Source organism: Larkinella punicea, assembly GCF_003334855.1.
In the GTDB taxonomy this organism is placed as follows: Bacteria; Bacteroidota; Bacteroidia; order Cytophagales; family Spirosomataceae; genus Larkinella; species Larkinella punicea.
On record NZ_QOWE01000001.1, the window covers coordinates 145,195 to 165,563 of the forward strand.

The window sequence follows — 20,369 nt, forward strand, 5'->3', positions numbered from 1 at the left end:
CCTTCCTGACCGGTATTTTCAGCATTTTCATTTTTCGGATTTTGACGACATCGACACCGGTGCCTGCTCCGGTTTACTGCCCCACGCTTTATTCGGTTTTCCACCCATTTGCAGCCGCAGGGTTCCGCCGTTGACAACGGTTTCGTGCGTCACCCACGGCTGGTCGAGGGCTTTGCCGTTCACCTGTGCCGACTGGATGTAGAGGTTCCGGGGCGAGTTGTCTTTTGCTTCAATCACAAACTGCTTTCCCTTGTAATACCGGGGGTTAAGGTGAATCGTGATTTTGTTGAAAAGCGGGCTACTGATTTCGTAAAATGGCTCGGGCGTCGTGCCACCGTTGGTCGAAAACAAACCGGTTTTCAGCAAAACCGACAAACTGCCCATCAAGCCCTGATCTTCGTCGCCACTGTAGCCGAAATCAGGTGAAATACCGCTGTAGACTTTCTCGATGATCTGCCGCGTCCAGTGCTGGGTCAGCCAGGGCGAACCGGCGTAATTGAACAGAAAAGGCGTCTGCATGCAGGGCTGATTGCCGTAGTTGATAAACACCCGGCGCAACTCTTCCAGCGTCTCTTTGTCGTGCGATTTGCCCGACACGAAATCGTGTTTTTCGGCTTTCTCAAACGAACTGTTCAACTTGGCCGTAAAGGCTTCCCGACCGCCCATCAGGTTGATCAGGCCCTGCACATCGTGCGGCACAAACCAGGTGTATTGGGCCGCATTGCCTTCTTCCCAGCCGTTGTCATACCGCAAAATATCGGCGGGTTCACCCCACTTCCCGTCCAGCGTCCGGTTCCACATCCAGCCCAGTTCGGGGTTCCAGATGTTCTTATAATTTTCCGCCCGCTTCATAAACAGGCTGTAATCGTCGGTTTTGCCCAGTTTCTGCGCCATCTGCGCCAGCGTGTAATCCTGATAGGCGTATTCCAGCGTTTGGGTCGAACCGTCCTGATGAAAACCATAGCGGGTTTTGCCCATCGGGTGCGGCACATACCCTCGTTCCAGGTAAAATTCAAGACCGCCCCCTTTGAAGGTGTTGTGCTCATACCCCGCCTTGCTCATCATACCGCCGGGGAAGTGGTTTTTCCGCAAACCTTCGTAGGCTTTCTGGTGGTCGAAACCTTTGATTCCTTTCAGATACGCGCTGACAATGAAGGGAGTAGACGAAGCGCCTGTCATCACATAGGTGTAGTTGCCGCCCGCCGGTCCGCGCGGAATCAGCCCACCATCGTCGTACATCAGCAGCATCGAATTCACGAACGATTCCGTCACTTCGGGGTAAACCAGGTGCCAGAGCGTGTTGAGCGACCACTGCGCTCCCCACATCGAATCGAAATTGTGGTGATTGAATCGGGGTTTCCCGTTGGCATCCAGCGGAATCTGTTTGATGCGCCGTTCGGGACCGGTCATGTCACTGTATTTCCCGTTAACGTCCGAAATGATCCGTCGTCCCTGCAGCGCGTGCCACAAATCCGTGTAAAACCGGCTGCGTTCGGTTTCGGTGCCGCCCTGCACCTCGATCCGGCTCAGCCAGTTGTTCCAGTCGGTGCGGCTTTCCTGCACGGTTTTTTCAAAATCCCAATGCGGCAGTTCGGCCGTCAGGTTCAACCGGGCCTGTGCTTCGCTGACGTACGAAATCGCCACTTTCATTTTCCGGACGTCACCCGCCCCGGTTTTGAAACTGAGGTAGGCTCCCGTGCGTTCGCCCTCGATCAGGTCGCCGGGCGTTTCCAGTGTGCCGTTTCGCCAGCCCTTGAAGGACTCAAACGGTTTGTCAAAAACCGCCACGAAAAATACCGTCAGCGTTTTGGGCCGGCGAATGGTCGGAGCCATGATCGCGTAGCCTTCAATCTCCTGATTGCTAACCTTTTTCACGTATCCTTTCTGCGTATCGGATGGCCCCAGAAACGTCGAAAAATCAAACAGAATGTGGCTTTGGGCCGAGGCCGGAAAGGTGTATTGGTGAAAACCGACCCGGGTGGTCGAGGTTAGTTCGGCGGTAATTTTGTAACGATCCAGCACCACTTTATGATAACCGGCTTTGATGACTTCGCTGGCGTGCGAAAACGGCGAACCGTACTGCCCCGCGCCCAAATGCCCTTTAAATTCTCCCGTCGTGGGCATCACCGGAATGCCCGACAACTGCCAGCCGTGGATGTGGCTGAAACACTTGATGCTGTCGAGGTGAAACCGGTAGCCCGCGTTCCAGTCGGCGTTGACGGCATTGTCGGGGCTCAAATTGACCATGCCGAACGGTCGGCTAGCCGAATTAAAAAAGAACCAGCGGGAGTTGGCCGCATCCACCAGCGGATTCACCAGATCGACCGGTTTTGGGGGTTCTGTCTGCGCCCAAGAAGGCGTTGTTCCGATTTCAAGAACAAGCAGAAACAGGAGACTATAGAAGGGGGATTTAAACATGTTGAGGTGAATCTTATGCGTGTAGAGCAAGTTGTGTCCGATGACAAATCTACACGACTATCCTCTGGTTATAAAGGGGAACGCAAAACCGCTCCCCTTTTTTGGCATTGGGTTATCGATTAGTAGCCTTCGTTCTGTTTCATGGCCGGAAACGACAGGTCAATCTCGCCCTGCGGAATGGGTCGCAAATAGTGAATGTCTTTGATGGTGTTGCTTTTGGCCGCCCAGGGATTGTATTTTTTCACCCGTTCGACCAGTTTGCCGGTTCGTTTCAGATCGAACCACCGGGAATATTCGCCCATGAGTTCGCGGGCGCGTTCGTCCAGAATCAGGTCGACCGAGATGTTGGCCGCCGTGGCGCGGTACGACACCGCTTCCAGCGATTTTACATTGCCCGGATCTTTGGCACACAGCGGATCGGTCCCTTTTTTCACCAGCGCCCGGTCCAGCACTTTGTTGTAATAGACTTCAGCACCGCCCAGTTTTCCGTTTTTTGCCCCTTTCACCAGCGCTTCGGCCGCAATCAGATAGGCTTCCGCCGAGCGGAAAACCGCTTCGTTGAAGGTGCCAAATGCATCACCGTAGGCAATACCGGGCTGCCAGAACTTCCACATCATCGGCTGGTCCGACGGAAAACCGCTCACGCTAACCGCACTGCCGTTCACAAAACCGTATCCTCCGCTAAACTCATCCAGATTCACCACCGAATAATTCTTCTTGCCGCCCAAATCGATGCCGCGTTCATTCAACGAGGTGGCCGGTTTGTTCCAGGGCCGGAAATACACGACGGTATCGCCCGCTTTGATGTCAACTCTCAGATTCGGATTAACGACCGGCAAGGGTTTGAAACCGGTGACCGGCAATAAGGCATAGCCCACTTCCACAAAATTATGATCGTATCGCGAATCATTTTCCGGATCGAACAACCGGTACATGGCCGGATTGGTAATGTGAAAAGGTTGGTGCCGGTTATAGTCCGACGTACGGCCTTTCGTGCCCGGATAGCCTTCACCACCACCGCCAAAAACCGAATGCAGGTTGTTGCCACCAGCCGCATCCACGGCAAAAGCCGGGTCGGTTTTGTTGGTCAGCACATCCGAATTGTATTGCACGGCAAACACAATTTCCGGATTCTTGTCGTTCTGAGCGCCGGTGTACTGTTTCAGCGGATTTTCGGAATGAACCGGGAACAGTTGGGTGTAGGCCGTCGCCAGTGGATAGGCTTCAATCACTTTATCGGCGTATTGCAGCGCCAGATCAAAATCGGCATTGCTCCCACCCAACGAACTCTTGAAGTTCCAGCCCCTCGTCAGATACACCCGGGCCAGCAAAAACTGAGCGGCCCCTTTGGTGATCCTTCCGTAGTTGGAAGCGGTCACCGGCAATTTGGCTTCCGCATCGAGCAAATCATCAATAATCTGTTTGTATATCTCCGCCGAAGGCACCCGAATGGCTTCTTTGCTCGGGCTCAGCGATTCGGTCAGCGGCATCGGCACATCGCCCCACTGCTGAACCAGATAGAAATAGGACAACGCCCGCAGGAATTTCGCTTCCGAAACCCGCGTGTCCTTCAGTGCAGTCGCCATCGTCGTGATGCCTTCGGCCCGGCTAATGGCCGTGTTGGTTCGGGCCACTTCGGCATACAGGAGCGTCCAGAGGCTTTGCAATTCCGCCAGCGTGGCATTCAGGCGCACGTCATATTGCTCCAGCGGACCGCCCGTGACGGCCGGCGTGGCAAATTTGGGGTCGCCGAAACCGCTCTGCGAAAAAATATCGGTGCCGTTCAAAACCAGCGTCCGGTTCTGGTGGATATTCCGCAACAGGGAATAACAGGACCGAACCAGATCTTCGAAACCGGCTTCCGTTTTGTAGTATACGTCGGTGGTCAGGGTGGTAACCGGTTTTTCAACCAAAAATTCGTCTTTGCAGCCGGAAGCCACCATGCCAAGGAAGGCAAGGGACAGGGCCGTATATCGGATCGAGAGGAAAGGTCTCATGGGAATTACGCGTTGATTTCGGGGTTAGAAACTGATATTGACACCTACGGTATACGTCATCGACGGCACATCATCCTGGTAAATCGCCGAGTTAAATTCAGGGTCAAATCCCGTGAATTTGGTAAACACAAACGGATTCATAACCTGCGCATACAGGCGGGCATTGGCCAGTTTCCAGGAATTCATCACGCCTTTCGGCAAGGTGTAGCCTACCGTAATGTCCGAAATCCGCAAAAAGCTGGCATCCTGATAGTTGATGGCGTTTCGGTACGGATTGGCCGCGACTACGCCAAAATAGGTGTTCGACGGATTGTCGCTTCGCCAGTAGTCCAGCGAGGCCAGTTTATTGTAGCGGGTGCCGCTGATTTCGCCGAAGGTGCCCGACAGGGAACTGTTGTAATATTGAACGCCATCCCGGTAGTAGACGAAAAAGGACAGGTCCAGGTTTTTGTATTTGAAACGGTTGGTGATGCCCAAAATCCAGTTTGGCAACTGTGTTCCCAGCACCACGCGGTCGTCGATGGCATCGGTTGAGGAAATAACGCCGTCGTTGTTTTGATCGACCACGCGTACCGAGCCGGGCACCTGCTTGTATTTGGTCGCCTGCTCCTGCTGGGCGGTTTGCCAGATGCCATCGAACTCGTAATCGAAATTCGACCGGATCGGGTAGCCGACAAACAGCTTGTTGCCTTTATCGACGGTCTGGCCGTCGCCGTACAGTTGCAGCAGTTTATTCCGGTTGCGGGTGAACGCAAACGTGCTGTTCCAGCTAAAATCGTTGCGGGCGATGTTGACGGTATTGAGTGTCAGTTCCACGCCTTTGTTCTCGATCTGCCCGACGTTGGCAATGACCTGTGAAAACCCGGTTACGGTCGGAATCTTCTGATTCAGAATCAGATCGGCGGTTTTCCGGTTGTACAATTCCAGCGAAGCCGAAATGCGGTTTTTAAAGAACCCGAAGTCCAGCCCCAGGTTGTATTCCGTACTCCGCTCCCACTTCAGATCCTTGTTGGCCAGGTTGGAAGGCGCGAAACCGTAAGCCGCCGTGCCGTCAAAGTCATACCCGGTGTTGAGCAAACCGGCCTGCGTGCTGTAGGGACTCACCGTCGAGTTGCCCACCTGCCCGTAGCTCAGGCGCAGTTTGAGGTTCGAAAACACGTTGAGGTTGCTGATAAACGGTTCGTCACCCATCCGCCAGGCCAGGGCCACCGACGGAAAAAAGGCCCATTTGTTGCCTTCCGAAAGCTGCGAAGCACCGTCTGAACGACCCGTTACCGTCAACAGATACTTGTCATTGTAGGAATAGTTGACGCGCCCCATGAACGACAACAACGAACGCTCGACCAGCGAACTGTTGATGCCCGTCACGGTTCCGGTATTCAGGGCATACCAGTCTGAATTGTAGGGCAGGTCTTTGGCGGCAATCTGATAGGCTTCGTTGCGCTGGTAAAAGGCGCTTTGCAAACCCGTTACGCCAAATTTATGCTTGCCCAGATCCAGGTTATACGTGATAATGTTGTCCAGGGTGTAGTTTCCCTGCGTCCGGTTGTCATACTGCGCCCGGGGTTTGGACCCAATCTGCGATTTGGACCACTGCCCCCGGAAATCGCCAATCCGGTCGGTGTTATACGAAGCCGAAAGCGACGAGCGGAAACTGAGCCCTTTGATGGGGGTAAACTCAACGTAGCCGTTGCTCATCACCGACATTGTGGTGGTCTGCAGTTTCGAGGTTTTGGGGTCGACGTCCGCCAGCGGATTGGGCACCTGCTTGTCGTTGATTCCCATCCAGAACGCATACCCGTCGACATTGAAATCGCCGTTTTCGGACGGGTTGGCGAGGTCGCTAAAGTAGGGGGTTCCCGTCGGACGCGCCCGATACGCTCCCCGCAGCGACTCCTGCGACCCCACGTTCTGGTTGCTGTAGGTCAGGTAGGAAGTAAACCCCACCTTGAAGCGGTTCCCCAACTTGCTGTCCAGACCGGCGTTCAGGTTGTAGCGTTTGTAGCCCGTATGGAGCACATTGCCATTTTCGTTCAGATAACCACCTGAAAACCGGTAGGTTGTCTTGTCATTTCCACCCGCCACGCTGATGTTCTGGCTCATTTGCAGGGCCGGGTCGGTAATCAAATCCACCCAGTCAGCGGTTTTTCCCGCCTTGATGTTCGCCATTTCGGCGGCTGTGAATGTAGCCCCTGTGGCACCTTCCAGCACCCGGTCGGTGTAGGTCGCTTTGTAGAACTGCTCGCTCGACATCAGCTCAGGAATGTGGGCGGGCATTTTTACGCCCACGTAGCTGTCGTAACTGACGCGCGGTTTGCCGGAAATCCCTTTTTTCGTCGTGACGATGATGACGCCGTTGGCCCCCCGCGCCCCGTAAATGGCGGTCGACGATGCATCTTTCAGGATGTCCATCGACTGGATGTCGTTGGGGTTGAGGTTGTTGAGATTGCCACCCATCAGCCCGTCAATCACCACCAGGGGTTCGGTGGAGTTGTTGATGGTGTTTTCGCCCCGAATGGTGATGTTGTAGCCCGCCCCCGGTTTGTTGCTTGATTTGGTGACGGTTGCGCCTGCGACCTGCCCCTGAATCGCTTTGGAAGCCATCACCGGATTGGCCCGGACAATGTCCCGCGTTTGCACGGAGGCCACCGCACCGGTCAGGTCGGTCTTCTTGATTTCGCCGTAGCCAACCACCACGATTTCTTCCAGTTGCTTTAGATCCGCCTTTAAAACCACATCGAAAACCGTCCGTTTCCCAACGGCCAGTTCCTGTGATTCATACCCGATGAAACTGACGATCAATACCGCATCCTCGTTGGGAACCGACAGCGAAAACCGGCCTTCCGCGTCGGTGGTCGTACCTTTATTCAGGCCTTTGATGATGATGCTGGCCCCGACAATGGCCTCGTTTTTGTCATCTTTAATCAGGCCCTTAACGGATACATCCAGGGGCAGCATGGGCTGTAGACTGGCCTCGTTTTCCGGCGTTGCTACGGGTTTTACTTCAACCCGATTGAGAACAATCTGTTTCCCCAAAATCCGGTAGCCCAATTGAAGCGGTTCGAGGACGCTGGTCAGCACATCGCCAAGTGGTAAATTGTTAATCGTTAGATTAACCTTGTGCGCTGATTTTAACAAATTGGGATTATAAATAAACCGCACTTCGGCATTTTTCTCGATCTCAATCAATACCTTTTTGACGGATTGATTTTCGATTTTCAGGCTAATCCGTTTTTTCAGTACTTCCTGCGAATCGGCTCTGTATGCAAACAATGGCCCCATGAAGAGAACCGAAAGAAATAGCTGGCAAACAAAAGCAGGCAGAAAGCCCATGCCTTGTTTGCAATTTCGTAGCGCTATGTTCATAAAATTAGGGGTTAAGGGTTAGGAATAATGGGAGGCAGTGGTAATTACTTTTGCAAACACTTACACATTTAGGACTTACGTCTGTTAATTTTTTATACTTTCGTTTTTGCCCCTAAATCCCCTAAAGGGGACTTCTAGCATCTGGGTTAAGCTGTGTCCAAGTCCCCTTTAGGGGATTTAGGGGCAAAAACGAAAGTCTCAACATTCTAGAAACCGGTTTATTTACATCCGTTCGACTTGATCAGTATCCGACCGTCGTTTTCGACGTAACTGGCTTCAAGCGCAATGCAGATCAATTCAATTTTTTGCAATAAAGGTTCGTCCGACAAATGAGCAGTCAGTTTGCAGGAAGACAAGCGGGTGCTATCATAAACGATGTTCGCATGATAGGCCTTGTTTAACGTCTCGATAACGGTAATAGCCGCCGTCTCATCGAAATTAAAGCTCAGGCTTTGTATGGGGAGTTTCAGGTTGGTTTTATCGACCGTCAGCGGTTTGTTTAAGGAATGCTGATTCGGGTCCGTATTGATGCGTTCATCTTCTTTTAAAACCAGACCCTCCAGTTGGTTGCTGGTCATTTTCTTCTCCTTGTTTTTATCGCTATGCAGAAACACCTCGACTTTCCCGGTTTTTACCACGACTTCCGAAAATTCGGCCTGCGTTTTTACCAGAAAACTGGTCCCTAACACTTTGGTAATCAACCCTCTTGTGTACACAAAAAAGGGTTTTTCGGGATTTTTCTGTACTTCAAAAAAAGCTTCACCAACCAGAACTATTTCCCGTTTCCGATTATTAAATAGCTTCGGCGAATAACTAATCCGGCTTTGGGGCTGTAGAATGACGGAGCTTTTGTCGGGTAAGTTTACCAGAATAGGGCCATTGGTCAGGTTCTCTTTTTCGTAAATTTCGCCCGTTCCTTCCTTCACTGTATTGATGAGCGTTCGGTAAGTAATGGCAGGAGACTTTGCGTATTTAGTCCAGCCTATCCAACCCAGCACTAAAACAATGGAAGCCACGGAAAGCCATTTGAAAAGTGAATTTAACCGGAATGGTTTGGCCTGAACTACACTTATTTTTTGTCCGGTTTCCGGTGCCTGAATGGATCGGTATACTTTTTCCAATCCCCGGTCCGGATCAAAATTATACTGGGGATGTTGTGACTCCCATTCATCCAGATATTGGTGAAACAGATCAAGATTATTTTTATCAGCAAGCCACTCTTCAATCAGTTTCCGTTGAATCGAGGTACACTTATGATCAAAATAATCAAATACGATTTTCTTTATTAATGAAGATTCCATAATGGCGGGATTTGGACCGTATTACTCACTGACTTAGAGAATAAACAGCAGAAATAAACTGAGTAAGTACTCGTGTTTCAGCTCCTCTCTGATCCGGGATAACGCTCTGCTGATCAAGCGTTCTACCGCGCTAACCGACAATTCCATTTCGGAAGCGACTTCCGCATATTTCTTACCTTCCAGCCGGTTTAGCTGAAACGCTTTTCTGGATTGTTTGGGCAGGTGTTGAATGGCTACTTCCAGCTTTCGGCTTAGTTCATGGAAATGCAGGATTTCGTCCGGCTGCAATACCGCAATGGATTTAAAATAATCCGCGTCCTCATCACTGGTATCCAGGTTTTCATTCCGGTTTAACTCCTGTTTTATGTAGTTGTAGGAGCGGTTTTTGACGGAAGTATATAAGTAGGAACGGTACGAAATGGCGATGGTTTCATACACCTTATTATTCCAGAAATTCGTGAATACTTCCGCAACAACGTCTTCCGCTATTTCTTTCGAATACACATACCGAATGGCGTGGTTGCATAAATTGGTGTAGTACTTTCTGAAAAGCAACTCAAACCCTTTTTGGGGAGACGAAGCGAAATAATTCTGAATAAAATACTCGTCAGAAATCACCCGGGGTTCTTCCGGTTCTTTCGAAATCCGTGGCCCGGTTCGGTCGGCGTGATACTCTTCTAAAGGCTGCTCTTCAGGGTTCATCGGGTCAGAGAATACACGCTGCGCAAGTTGTACAGAATGGTTGACGTTGTGCCTACCACGCCGGAAAAATATTCTAATTCAAAGACAAAGTTTTGTTATTTTACCCCACACTAAAAAAACATTTCTTTTCTCCTATTTTTCAACACCTCCTTCCCAGCCTGAATTCGGGGTTTTGGGTGGCTCGTCAGATTGAAATCAGAGAAGAAGGCCTGAAGAAATGGCAAGAAAATAGCCGGTATACAGCGCAGCGAAAAGGCTGTCGCGTATACCGGCTAACGTTTACTGATCAGATCTTAAAAATAGCTCTGTACGGTTTTTCCGCCGTTCTATTTATCGGGTACGCAGTTGGCCAGTTTATAAACCCGGCCATCGGCTTTGGTATAGATGAAGAAATCCTGATTCAGCCCCAGGCCAAACCGCAGATCCGTTTTTTTGCTCTGGCTCAATTCCTGAAACGTAGCGGTTTTACCCGCCACTTCCACTTTCAACTCCTTGATTTCGGCCTGTTTGCCGGGCTGTAACTGGCTGCTTTCCACGTAGTAAACCTTCCCGCTGACAATATCGCCAAAGATGTATTTTCCCGTCAGGGCCGGAATGGCGGTTCCAGAATAGACAAAACCGGCGGAGAACGCGTTGCCCTCGTCGTGGTCATACTGCACGACGGGATACGTATACTTGAAGGTCGCGTCGTTGGCGGGCAGGGCGTAAACCCGGTCCATGCGGCCCCGATAATTGATGACAAAGGTGCCTTCGCGATCCGGCCAGCCGTAATTCGCCCCGGCAACGCCCAGGTTCAGCTCTTCCGATTGCGCCTGACCGATGTCCGAAATCAGCATCTTGCCGTCGGGCGTCCAGCTAATCCGGTTGGGATTCCGGAATCCCTGGCAAAAAATCTCTTTCAGCGCCGTCGGATCCTTCGCAAATGGGTTGTGGGGCGGAATACCGTACTTTCCGTTCGTGCTGTTGGTGCCTTTCGGGTCGATGCGCAGCACTTTCCCCCAAGGCCGACTCCGGTCTTTGCAGATAAAATAGAATCCGTTTTCGGTGGCTCCGCCATCGCCCACGCCTATGTACAACATGCCGTAATCGGCGGTGCCCGGTTTTGCCATCGGGTTAAACGTAATCTCCTGAACGCCGTGGATCGGGCTTACCATGTTGAGCCGCAGCAGCTCCCGGCCCGTGCCAGCAAAGGTCGGGGCCGTCGGGTCGGGCAGTTTCCACTCGGTCAGCACCCATTGCAGCGTCACCTTGATGGAGTCGGGATAGGCAAAATCGGCCGGGGCGGTGTTGGCTTTTTCGGTATGGGTCGTATAGAACAGGCCGTTGGTGTAGAAATCCGGGTGGAAGGCGTAGCTGCCAAAACCGGTAGCCAATCCGGGAACGTGAATGAAATTCGGGCGTTCTTTCGCCATCGACATATACGGCCGCAGCGAATTGCCCTCCATTTCGTACAGCGTTCCCCGCAGATCCTCCAGAAACAGCCGGTTTTTCGTTCCGGGCAGCACCTGCATCTTGTTGATGCGGGCCAGCGGTATTTTTTCGGCACTGGCCGGGGCGGTGGTCACCTCTTCCAACTGAATCCGCAACCCGGAGGGCGGTATTTTCGTCGGAATGGGGTCCTTCAGCACCGCACCGAGGTTTTCGCTGCCGACATCGACCGTCGACACTTTGCGTTTCGAGTGAAGGTAGGCCGTCAGGGCGGTGATGTCGCCCTCGCTGAGTTGCGTGAACGGCGGCATCATCTGCTTGTATTCTTCAAAAAGCTCGTGCGCCCGGGCGTCGCCACTGTTGATCACCTCCGGGGCGTTGCGAATGAACTTCCGGAGCCAGTCCACCGGCACTTCCGTCGTCACGCTGGCCAGATTCGGCCCGATGCCTTTTTGCAGGAAATTGTGGCAGGCCGTACAATTCTGCTGGAACAACTGCTGGCCTTTGGTCAAAACCGCCTTGTCGGTGGAGTATGCCGTGGTGGCGGTGACGGGCGGTTTGGCTGCGGTGGGCTTTTTGGCGGGTTTTTGCGCGTAGGTGTGGGTGCCAATTCCCAACCCATTGATCAGGACAAAGACCCAAAGGCCGATCCTATTAAAAACCCCTAAATCCCCTAAAGGGGACTTGGACACCGAATTATCCGGATCGATAAAGTCCCCTTTAGGGGATTTAGGGGCAAAAAGCATTCGTAATTTCATGCTGTGATTTAATTTTCAAAGGAGGTTTGAAAATTAGGTCATTTCTTTGCGAAAATCAAACGCGGGTCGCTTTTCAATCAGCCATGTTCACTAAAAATGCACTGCGCCAATTGGCCGGTAGTACGGTATTCGGTCGGGGTGAAGACTATTACCGGCAGGGTGCCGTAAAAAAACTCAAACAGCGGGGCAACACGTTTGAGGCAATCGTCTATGGCTCCGATCGATACAACGTCAGCCTGACCTTGCGGGGGAAGGAATTTGATGTGGAATGCGATTGCCCATACGGTTACGAATACGAGGGTATATGCAAGCATTGTGTCGCGCTGGGTTTGGCCGTTCTCGACCAGTTTGGCACAAAACAGCTCGCTGCGGAAGCGGTTTCATCCACGGATAGTCTGCCGCCTGTCCATCTGGACACGCTTTGGCAACAAACCACCGTCGAGCAGAAAACCGCCTTTCTACGCCAGCTTCTCGACAAACAACCGGATTTACGCGCTCAGTTGGCGCAGTTTGTCGGACTAAAAAACAACCCGGTTCCGTCCACAGAGCCCGCCAGCGTCGAGGCCGTCAGTACGGAAGTGTTCGAAGCCCTGTCGGATCTGCGGTTTGATGACGAGACGCTGGAGATGGACGATGACGATTATTATTCGGAAGAAAATCCCGACCCGGAACCGCTGATCGAAGACGTATTACGCCCCTACGCCGAGCAGGTGGGCACGGCTTTTCGGCAAGGGCGGCTACTGGATGCCATGCGGATTTACCTCGGCGTTTATGAGGGAACGCAGGCGGCTTTTGAACCGGCACACGACGAATATAGCTCCATTGAGGACTATCCAAGTCAATCCCTAAAAGTCTGGCATCGGCTACTTGAACCTGACTATCAGCGACTTTCGCAGCAGGTGATCAGTTCGGAGGATGTGCGTTGGGCGATGAATCAACTGGGCGAACGGGTTCATTTTTTTGACGAAGCCGAAAACAACGATGAGGAGCTTTACTACGACCTGAAAGCCTTCGAACCGTTGATGCTGGCGCTGTCGACCGACCGCGTTATGGCCGCCGAAGTGCGTCGGGCCATCGAAAATTTCCACTGGGAGCGAATGGGCGTTGAGTATGTGCTGCTGCGCATTGCCGACACCACCGGCGACACCGTGCTCTGGGTAAAAACCGCCGAGCAATTTTCGGAGCGAGATGCCCTAATTGGTTTGCAACTGCTTCAGCATCATCACCGTTCCGGCGATCATCCGGCACTCATCAACGCGCTGCTACGACTTACCAAACGGTTTCCCGGCACCTTCGATGCGTTTATTCTCGAAAATCTGAACGACCCGTTGCTCACGCCCGGCGATGCGCTGAACCTGTATTTGCAGGCGCTCGAAAACCGCAGCCGGTCGCAGGGCAGTCTGGCCGATTACCAGAAACTGCGCACGTTCTGGAGCGAAGACCAGCGCAACCGGTTTGTCGATAGTCTGAAAAGTAAAAGTGGGATGGTCCATAACCAGTTGTTTTACGCCCAGGTGCTGCAGGTCGAAAACCGTCCGGCCGAGCTTTTGAAACTGGTCAAAAATGCCGACTGGCTATATGTCCAAGGGATGAACACGATTCTGACCTTAACCGCGAAGTTTTACCCCAACGAGTGCATGGATCTGGTGATGGAGCGCAGCGCGCAATACCTCGACAACGGTCAGCGGGGCCGCGCAACGTACGTGTCCATCGCGAGCTGGCTGACGGCGCTCAACGGTTTCCAGTCGCTGAAACCGCAGGTAGCGATTTACGCCGAGCATTTGTATAAGACGTACAGCCGGTTGAACGCGTTGCGCGAGGAGTTAAGGAATGGGGGGCTGGTGCGGGGGAAGTGAGTTTGACAGGAATCGGATGTTGAACCACCAAAAAATAGTTGAACCTTGTGTCCGGTTTTCAACGGCTCAATCGTCTTTAGAAAGAAAGGATCAATCGTACTTAAAACTCACCACAAAATGACGTTCCCGAACATTTTCACCACCGCCGTTTCAGAAAAAGTAGTTCAACGCATCAACCAACTAAAACCGGACACCCAACCTCTGTGGGGTAAAATGACCGTCGCCCAGATGCTGGCGCATTGCAACGTCACGTATGAAATGACGTACGAAAACCAGCATCCCAGGCCCAATTTTCTGATGAAGTTCATCCTCAAGACCTTCGTCAAGAAAGCCGTCACCGGTCCGGCACCCTACCAACGCAATTCGCAAACCGCTCCCGCTTTTCTCATCAAAGACGCCCGGGATTTTGAAGCCGAACGAAACCGGCTGATCGCTTACCTCTCCAAAACGCAGCAACTGGGCGAAAACCATTTTGACAACAAGGAATCACACTCCTTCGGCAACCTGAGTAAAGACGAATGGAATACGATGTTTTATAAGCACCTGGATCATCATTTGGGGCAGTTTGGGGTGTGAGTTGCTGTCTCAAATGTCAAAGAGAGCATAGCAACGTGAAAGTTCAGGAATGTTAACTAGCCATTTTTATTCTCCTCAATCCAACCAATAACACAAGCAACATAGTCCAGGAAAGTCAGTCGTTCTTCGTCTAAGCGGGAAGCCTGGCAAATCGCAGACAGGTCATTTTCAAATGATTCATAACGGTCAGCAAAAAATGCCGCACCGGGCAACCGACGGCGGGAACTCGTTGACAAAAAATCTCTTACGTGACGGATTACCTGATCAATTTCTAAATTATGTGCTTTAATATCCTGCCCGCTCAGATCTGAAATGAATCGTTGATAGCGGTATTGTTCGACGTCCATCACAACGTACCGCTTGTTCCGATTGTAGCTTTTCGGAGGAGCAAAGTGATGAGCACCAATAAAAATTCCCAGTTCTAAAGGCATGTTAAACCGGGCGAGCTGCGAACGTTGATCGAGGTCTGCTTTTGAGATGTCGTGAATACCGTACCGGCACTCGTCAATTAACTTGATAATCTTCTGGATGCGAACGTCGCCCGTACTGTCTTCTTCCAATGCACAGCGGGCCGTGAAACCGCAGTCGTGAATCGTAAACGTGATGGCCCGGAAAAGAGGTTGGTAGGTTTCGTCAAAGGGACAATTGATAAAAACGTTATCCAGATAAGAACTCGGCTCGGTCATTTCTTCTTGATCGTCTTGACAGCCTTCCGGATCTTGTTGACCTCCGAAGATTTCACTTTAGGATGCCCTTTTACCTGTATTTTAGCCGCTAGCTTCTGATCAGGCGTCAGTTCGGCTTGTTGTTGCTTACGGGCCTCGCCCAATGTTTTGTCCTTCCGGATCTTCCGGCCATTTGCCCCATAGAGCGGGATGCCCAATTCTTTTTCAATCGTGCCTATCTTCTTGTCGGACCGGGTTCTGCGCTCTGTACTCATGGGCTTGCTTTTTCTGTTTAAAAATACAGGAATAACCGTAGTTTTCAAATTCAAGGCTATTTCTGAGTGACTTCGGAGCGTCATCTAGCGCAGTGCCTTACATTTGAACTGATCGTTGACTTTCAAAACACCCTATTATTCATCTGGGCGGTAATGTCTCAGTTTGGGAATAATTTCTTTTTTTGCTGGTTTCCAGCGTATCAATTCTTACTCGCATTGCGTTGATTGTTGAGTCAGTCTTTGTATCTATTGAGTCTTTTGTCAACAGCGGGGGTAGTAAAAAAGCAATTATTGCTGCGACTGCCGAAACGTAGGCTGCATACTTTGATTCCTTTGCGGATTTGGCAGCATCAACCGTTGCTTTTGCTGTATCAAGAGTAGCTTGGTGTATCTCGTTCTCTCTTTTCTTGTTGGCGGCTACCCAATTATCAAAGCCACCTGCTTCGTGGACTTCAATTCCTATCTGAGTTATGTCATAAGTTTTTTCTCGTGGCACAATAAGCCCGTAGGCTTTCATTTTACGGTAAGCACTACGATACAATTCAGTGCTGTTGCCGGTAATGGCTATATATTCGCCATCAATAATGTCCTGCAAAATTTGATTTATCTGTTCAGATTCGGTCATTTGTCCGTCAGTTCAACTAATTGCTGAATCGTCATTAGTCGGGTTGCCAACTGTGCTTCCATTGCTGGGGTGACGCGTAAGGTCTTATGTACCTTGCAGAAGTTGTAATATACAAAATGCAGTGCAATCGCATGGCAATGGTTTTCAACCTTCTTTGAAAAGCCGTTAGTCAGCCGCATAAACCGTCGCATGTGCATTCGCATCGTCAGTTTTTGACGTTCAACGTAGGAAGTAGAAATATGCGCTTCATCCGGGCGACCGTCGATAATAGTCTTTTTCGCCCCGGCGTATTCTACTGAACTATACCGCTTGTCATTTCCTCCCTGTGCTGAACCGTAAATCTTGACCAGTTGAGCGAAGTCAATATCACCTTCAAACGTCGCTTCAACCGCCGTTAAAGATGGCTTGAATCCGTCTGTAGTTAATTGAAGGCGGTTAGTGATGCGGCTTTTAACATCCTGTATGAATTCATAGGCAGATTCCGCGTCACGATTGCCCACAAACCAGCTAACAATCAACTTGCTATCCACTTCTATGCCTATCCAAGTCCAAACGTCACCTGCTTTATCCGGTGCAGCTATCGCACTTTCTACGTTCTTTTCTTTGGCATAAACGAAGCTCCAAATTTCGTCACACTGAACGCGCTAGCTATCCACACCAATAACCGTTACATCGTGGAACCGTTGGCAAGCCGCACCCACATCAACCAGTAACTTTGTAACGGTGTTGATCGAAACGTCCGCAACGCGTGAGGTAGCGCGTAGACTCAGGCCTTCAACTAGGAGTTGAATGATTTGGGTGCTTTTGGCAATTGGTAGCTTGTTCATGAGGTAAACACACAACATTATGCTTAGTCAGTCAAGCATTTAATCAGTTTAATTTTAACTGTTTTATTGTAATTAAACGGACGTGTTTATTGACATAAACTGTTGATAAACACTTGCTTCGTAACAAAACGTGTCGTATTATTGCAGTCAGAAAACGCTATATAGCGTAACGGGCAATTGCAAAAAGCGAACCCAAAAGTTGGACCGCATTGCAATTGAATGTAAAGAAAGTCAGGGGATTACGTTTAAGGAATTTGAGCGAAACAATTAGGAATTGTAACAGCGAAAGTGCCGAAAATGGACTCTTCTAAAGATAAGGGCTGACAAAAGCGCCAACTTCTGCCAGCCCCCGTCGCCTAGCGACGTTTACGTTGGTGACGACATGGACGGTCGTTGCCGATTCTGATTAACCCACGCTTCTTACGTGGGGGAAACGTTGGTCGTGTAACACCAAAGTGCTCACGGGCAATAGACTTGTTTTTTGTTTTCACAGTCTACTAGTTAACCCTGACGTTTGTCCGTCAGGTTGTGGAATGGGTGGGATTCGAACCCACGGCGTAGAGGTCTCTAATCTGTACGCGCCGTACCAAACGACTCCATCCTTTTCCCTTCACTCAACCCCGGATTCGGCTCGAACCTTGTCCGGGGTTATTTTTAACTCTCTTTTTCCTCACTAACTGGTATCTCACCACCTTCTGCTATTATTTCCTCTGCCGTCAAGTAATTCAAACTTAGACGCTTTTGCTCTAGTGCTGATTTATAGTTTGGCAGCAGGTCGTTTGGGCTCGTACCCCCATTTTCAAAAAATCGGGGCAAACCATGTATATAGTGTTTTCTTGCCTTTTTGCCTTTCCCTATGGCACGAGTATAAAATGGTAGGCCAATTATGGTTTTACGAATCCTCGATTCTTTCATTGCACTACGCATAACACCTTGCATAGCTTTGTCTGTCATTTGGTAGTATTCATAGAACTCCTCGGTAATCAACAGGGTGTCTAATTCGTTTAGAGCTATAAAAACCGAGTCCCGCCAATATTCACTTTCTGGTCTTACACGGGTTTTATATATCCCTGCCGGTGTTGGCGGTATTTGGTTGTCAGTCTCTGGGTTTTCTTTTTTAGGCTCTGTTTCAGCATCACCATCTTTAATATCATCAGTAGAAATAGGCGGGTCTGTTACTGTTTCCGGGGTTGTCACAACCACTTCGGACGGCGTAATAGCTTCTTTTATTCCATTCTTTGCCTTAGTGAATTCTTCCCTTATTTCGTCTGCTAACTTCTGAATGAGTTCCAGCTCAACTTTTGCCGCATTTGCCGCATCAGCGGCATCTTTTTCTTTGGTAACGATCTCACCCCATCTTTTGAGAACAAAAGAGAATTCAGCAGATATACCCTGTTTCCTTACTTCCTCTGGAATGAGGGATTCTCTAGGACTACGAGATATTGTCATGTTTGTTGTAGTTATAGGCAAATCTACGTAGAACCCATGTACTACACAAGGAGTTTCAACAAAGAATTTTTTTGTTGTAGCCACATAGTACGATTCGTACTATGTGGCTTGTACTGCTCTGGTAGTTACCTGGTACTTATTTGGTATGAGGTTGTTATAAACTGCGTATAGGTGTTTTGGGTAAGAAAAAACCAAATTGTAGAATCTGAGTCTACTTAGAATACCTTGTATTATTTCTGGAGCCATTATGCAGTACTACAACAAAGTCTAGCTGAATGTTCATGGCAGATTCCAAAATATTTTCTGGGATAAACGTGATAGTTTTACGCTCTATACAATTTCAACAAAAAAACCGCCGTGTCTGGGCGGTTTTAGCAAATCATTTCGTAGGTCTATATGCCTTATTACCCCTTCTTCCACCGCTTCGCTGCCGCCTTCTTCGCTATCTCTTTCCGTTGTTCAGGGGTTAGACTCTTCGCCCCTCGCTTCACCGCCCTTCAAACCTCCTAACCTTCCCAATGCCACCGCTGCCAGATTTTTTGTATCTTCGGGGTATCATTTGGTGCTTCGCCGGTTGCTATGTCAACAATGAGCTTTGCAAGCTGGTTTGCGTCTTTGGGTCTATCTTTCTTTGCCATACTACAAAGCCAAAAGGCTTCCTTGAACGATCAAGCAATTTCCAAATCGAAGAAATTCAAACTGAGACATTACCCGAATGTGGTCCGCTAATTCCCATAAGCTTGACACACAAACATAGACAGTATCAGCCTGTTCAATGGCTTTCACTGACCTGGTCGACAGTGCTTTTTGATTGCGAGTCAGGTAATCCAACACGATGGTATCGATAATGATCTCGTCCATCAAAAACTAAAATTACCTTCTCCCGTTTGAATATCCTTCTCCCAGATATTCTCGGGGCTTTTACCAAAAAACGGTTTTAGGGTCGAGTTATCCAGATTCCGCTTCTTCTTCGGTTTTGCTATTTTCTCCGGCTCCCGGGCGCGAACGGTTTTTGTCGGCTTCATCGGTTCATCATCGTTTACTAAATCAAATTTACATAATAATAAACTATCAAGACAACTTTGCTAATTGATCAACCAACCAAGTTGGTTCCGGTGACAGCTTCATAAAACCGCATGAGCATCACTTTGTCAATCAGCATTCCCACCCTCCCTACAACCCCTTCTCCGAAAACGTAATCATCGGAAAACACTCCGGCACGTGGGAATCCCAGACGCGGTGGGAATTCCAGGCCCAGCCGCCGTGGTCGCCGGAAGGGGCGGCTTCCTTGTAGGTGTTGAAGCGTGAAAAATCGATTCGCCATGGGTCGTTGTTTTTCGGAGGTAGCGCCCGGTTGTCGGCTTTGGCGAGGTCGCCCATGCTTTTCCAGGGGAAGGCCAGTTCAACCGTCCATTTTCGGTCCCGATCCTGGTTGTTGTTGAGGGTGCCGTCCACGAAAACCGCACTCTGTAGTCCCGGAAACCGGAAATCCCAGGAACCGTAGCGCAGCCCCCGGGGGTGGTTTTTGAACCCAACGCCGTTGAATTTTCGAACCGCCGGATTGGAAAGGGCAAAGCGGGGATCCTGCCCAAAACCGCCTTTTTCGTAAGCATCCTGCCAGATAAAAAACGCTTCGTAGCGCGTGCCTAACGCATTGATTTCAAATTCGTAATAGGTGTCCTTCCCGGCAATAAACACCTCCACGTCGTTTTCCGAATAAATCGGATCGTTGTGATTCGCCAGTTTGGCGTTGATGTAGGGCTCTTCCACCCAGAAGGCCACGTAGAGATTCTCCTGATCCCAACAGACGGCCGCCCGCGTGTCGTGCAACGTCTTCCCGCCCGAAACCAGATCGACAAACCGGGGTGAACGCGGGACTTTAGTCCAGATTTCCTCGTCCAGGTTTCCGTCGATCACGGGCGGTTTGGAGGTTCGGTAAGCGGTATACTGTTCAATGGTATTTTTGTCACACGGAAACGCCCATTTTGCCGTATCGGCAGCCGAGGGATTGGTGGGATGAAACGATTTTTGCGAACCCGAACCTTGAAAGAAGAGGAAACTGAGAGTCAAAATCAGGATTGTGGGGAAACCAGCCGGGCGGTATTTTTTCATTTGTGTATTGTAGC

Annotated in this window: 14 protein-coding genes and 1 pseudogene; 2 read left to right on the forward strand and 13 right to left on the reverse strand. The window is 50.3% G+C overall.

From position 1 onward, the window contains the following. Positions 1-27: 27 nt before the first annotated feature. The 6 genes from DUE52_RS00510 to DUE52_RS00535 form a co-directional block, all read right to left on the reverse strand. Positions 28-2,418, reverse strand: a complete 2,391-nt coding sequence (locus tag DUE52_RS00510; protein WP_114403986.1) for a GH92 family glycosyl hydrolase — start codon at positions 2,416-2,418, stop codon at positions 28-30. Positions 2,419-2,537: 119 nt separating this feature from the next. Then, positions 2,538-4,361 (reverse strand): RagB/SusD family nutrient uptake outer membrane protein, encoded by a 1,824-nt coding sequence (locus tag DUE52_RS00515; RefSeq protein WP_374755885.1) that lies wholly within the window; start codon positions 4,359-4,361, stop codon positions 2,538-2,540. Between the two features lie 78 nt (positions 4,362-4,439). Beyond that, positions 4,440-7,781 carry a TonB-dependent receptor gene (locus DUE52_RS00520; protein ID WP_114403988.1) on the reverse strand — a complete coding sequence of 1,114 codons (3,342 nt, stop codon included), beginning with the start codon at positions 7,779-7,781 and terminating at the stop codon, positions 4,440-4,442. Positions 7,782-7,999: 218 nt separating this feature from the next. Next, entirely contained in the window at positions 8,000-9,082 is a 1,083-nt protein-coding gene (locus DUE52_RS00525) for a FecR family protein (protein WP_114403989.1), read from the reverse strand. 33 nt (positions 9,083-9,115) lie between these two features. After that, positions 9,116-9,784, reverse strand: coding sequence for an RNA polymerase sigma-70 factor (locus DUE52_RS00530; RefSeq protein WP_114403990.1), 669 nt, complete (start codon positions 9,782-9,784; stop codon positions 9,116-9,118). A 326-nt stretch (positions 9,785-10,110) separates the two neighbouring features. Next, positions 10,111-11,970 (reverse strand): PQQ-dependent sugar dehydrogenase, encoded by a 1,860-nt coding sequence (locus DUE52_RS00535; RefSeq protein WP_229312017.1) that lies wholly within the window; start codon positions 11,968-11,970, stop codon positions 10,111-10,113. An 83-nt stretch (positions 11,971-12,053) separates the two neighbouring features. Here DUE52_RS00535 and DUE52_RS00540 point away from each other — a divergent pair, with 83 nt between their 5' ends. Together DUE52_RS00540 and DUE52_RS00545 are read left to right on the forward strand one after the other, a co-directional pair. Continuing rightward, a complete protein-coding gene (locus tag DUE52_RS00540; RefSeq protein ID WP_114403991.1) occupies positions 12,054-13,826 on the forward strand; it encodes an SWIM zinc finger family protein in 1,773 nt (590 codons plus the stop codon). A 117-nt stretch (positions 13,827-13,943) separates the two neighbouring features. After that, entirely contained in the window at positions 13,944-14,402 is a 459-nt protein-coding gene (locus DUE52_RS00545; RefSeq protein WP_114403992.1) for a DUF1569 domain-containing protein, read from the forward strand. Positions 14,403-14,458: 56 nt separating this feature from the next. On the opposite strand, the gene DUE52_RS00550 is transcribed toward DUE52_RS00545, so the two are convergent. The 7 genes and pseudogenes from DUE52_RS00550 to DUE52_RS00585 form a co-directional block, all read right to left on the reverse strand. Further along, positions 14,459-15,088, reverse strand: a complete 630-nt coding sequence (locus DUE52_RS00550) for a hypothetical protein (RefSeq protein WP_114403993.1) — start codon at positions 15,086-15,088, stop codon at positions 14,459-14,461. Further along, positions 15,085-15,390 carry a hypothetical protein gene (locus DUE52_RS00555; RefSeq protein ID WP_133299733.1) on the reverse strand — a complete coding sequence of 102 codons (306 nt, stop codon included), beginning with the start codon at positions 15,388-15,390 and terminating at the stop codon, positions 15,085-15,087. The genes DUE52_RS00550 and DUE52_RS00555 overlap by 4 nt, the downstream gene beginning before the upstream one ends. A 91-nt stretch (positions 15,391-15,481) precedes the next feature. Further along, complete coding sequence (locus DUE52_RS00560) at positions 15,482-15,967, reverse strand: hypothetical protein (protein ID WP_114403995.1); 486 nt, start codon at positions 15,965-15,967, stop codon at positions 15,482-15,484. Further along, positions 15,964-16,794: pseudogene (locus DUE52_RS32705) on the reverse strand (IS1 family transposase). Before DUE52_RS32705 ends, DUE52_RS00560 begins: the two are co-directional and overlap by 4 nt. A 654-nt stretch (positions 16,795-17,448) precedes the next feature. Next, a complete protein-coding gene (locus DUE52_RS00570) occupies positions 17,449-18,243 on the reverse strand; it encodes a hypothetical protein (protein ID WP_114403996.1) in 795 nt (264 codons plus the stop codon). 860 nt (positions 18,244-19,103) lie between these two features. Then, complete coding sequence (locus DUE52_RS32285; RefSeq protein WP_165840829.1) at positions 19,104-19,268, reverse strand: hypothetical protein; 165 nt, start codon at positions 19,266-19,268, stop codon at positions 19,104-19,106. Positions 19,269-19,416: 148 nt separating this feature from the next. After that, the gene (locus DUE52_RS00585; protein ID WP_114403998.1) at positions 19,417-20,355 is read right to left on the reverse strand and encodes a carbohydrate-binding family 9-like protein; all 939 of its coding nucleotides are present in this window, start codon (positions 20,353-20,355) and stop codon (positions 19,417-19,419) included. Positions 20,356-20,369: the final 14 nt, after the last annotated feature.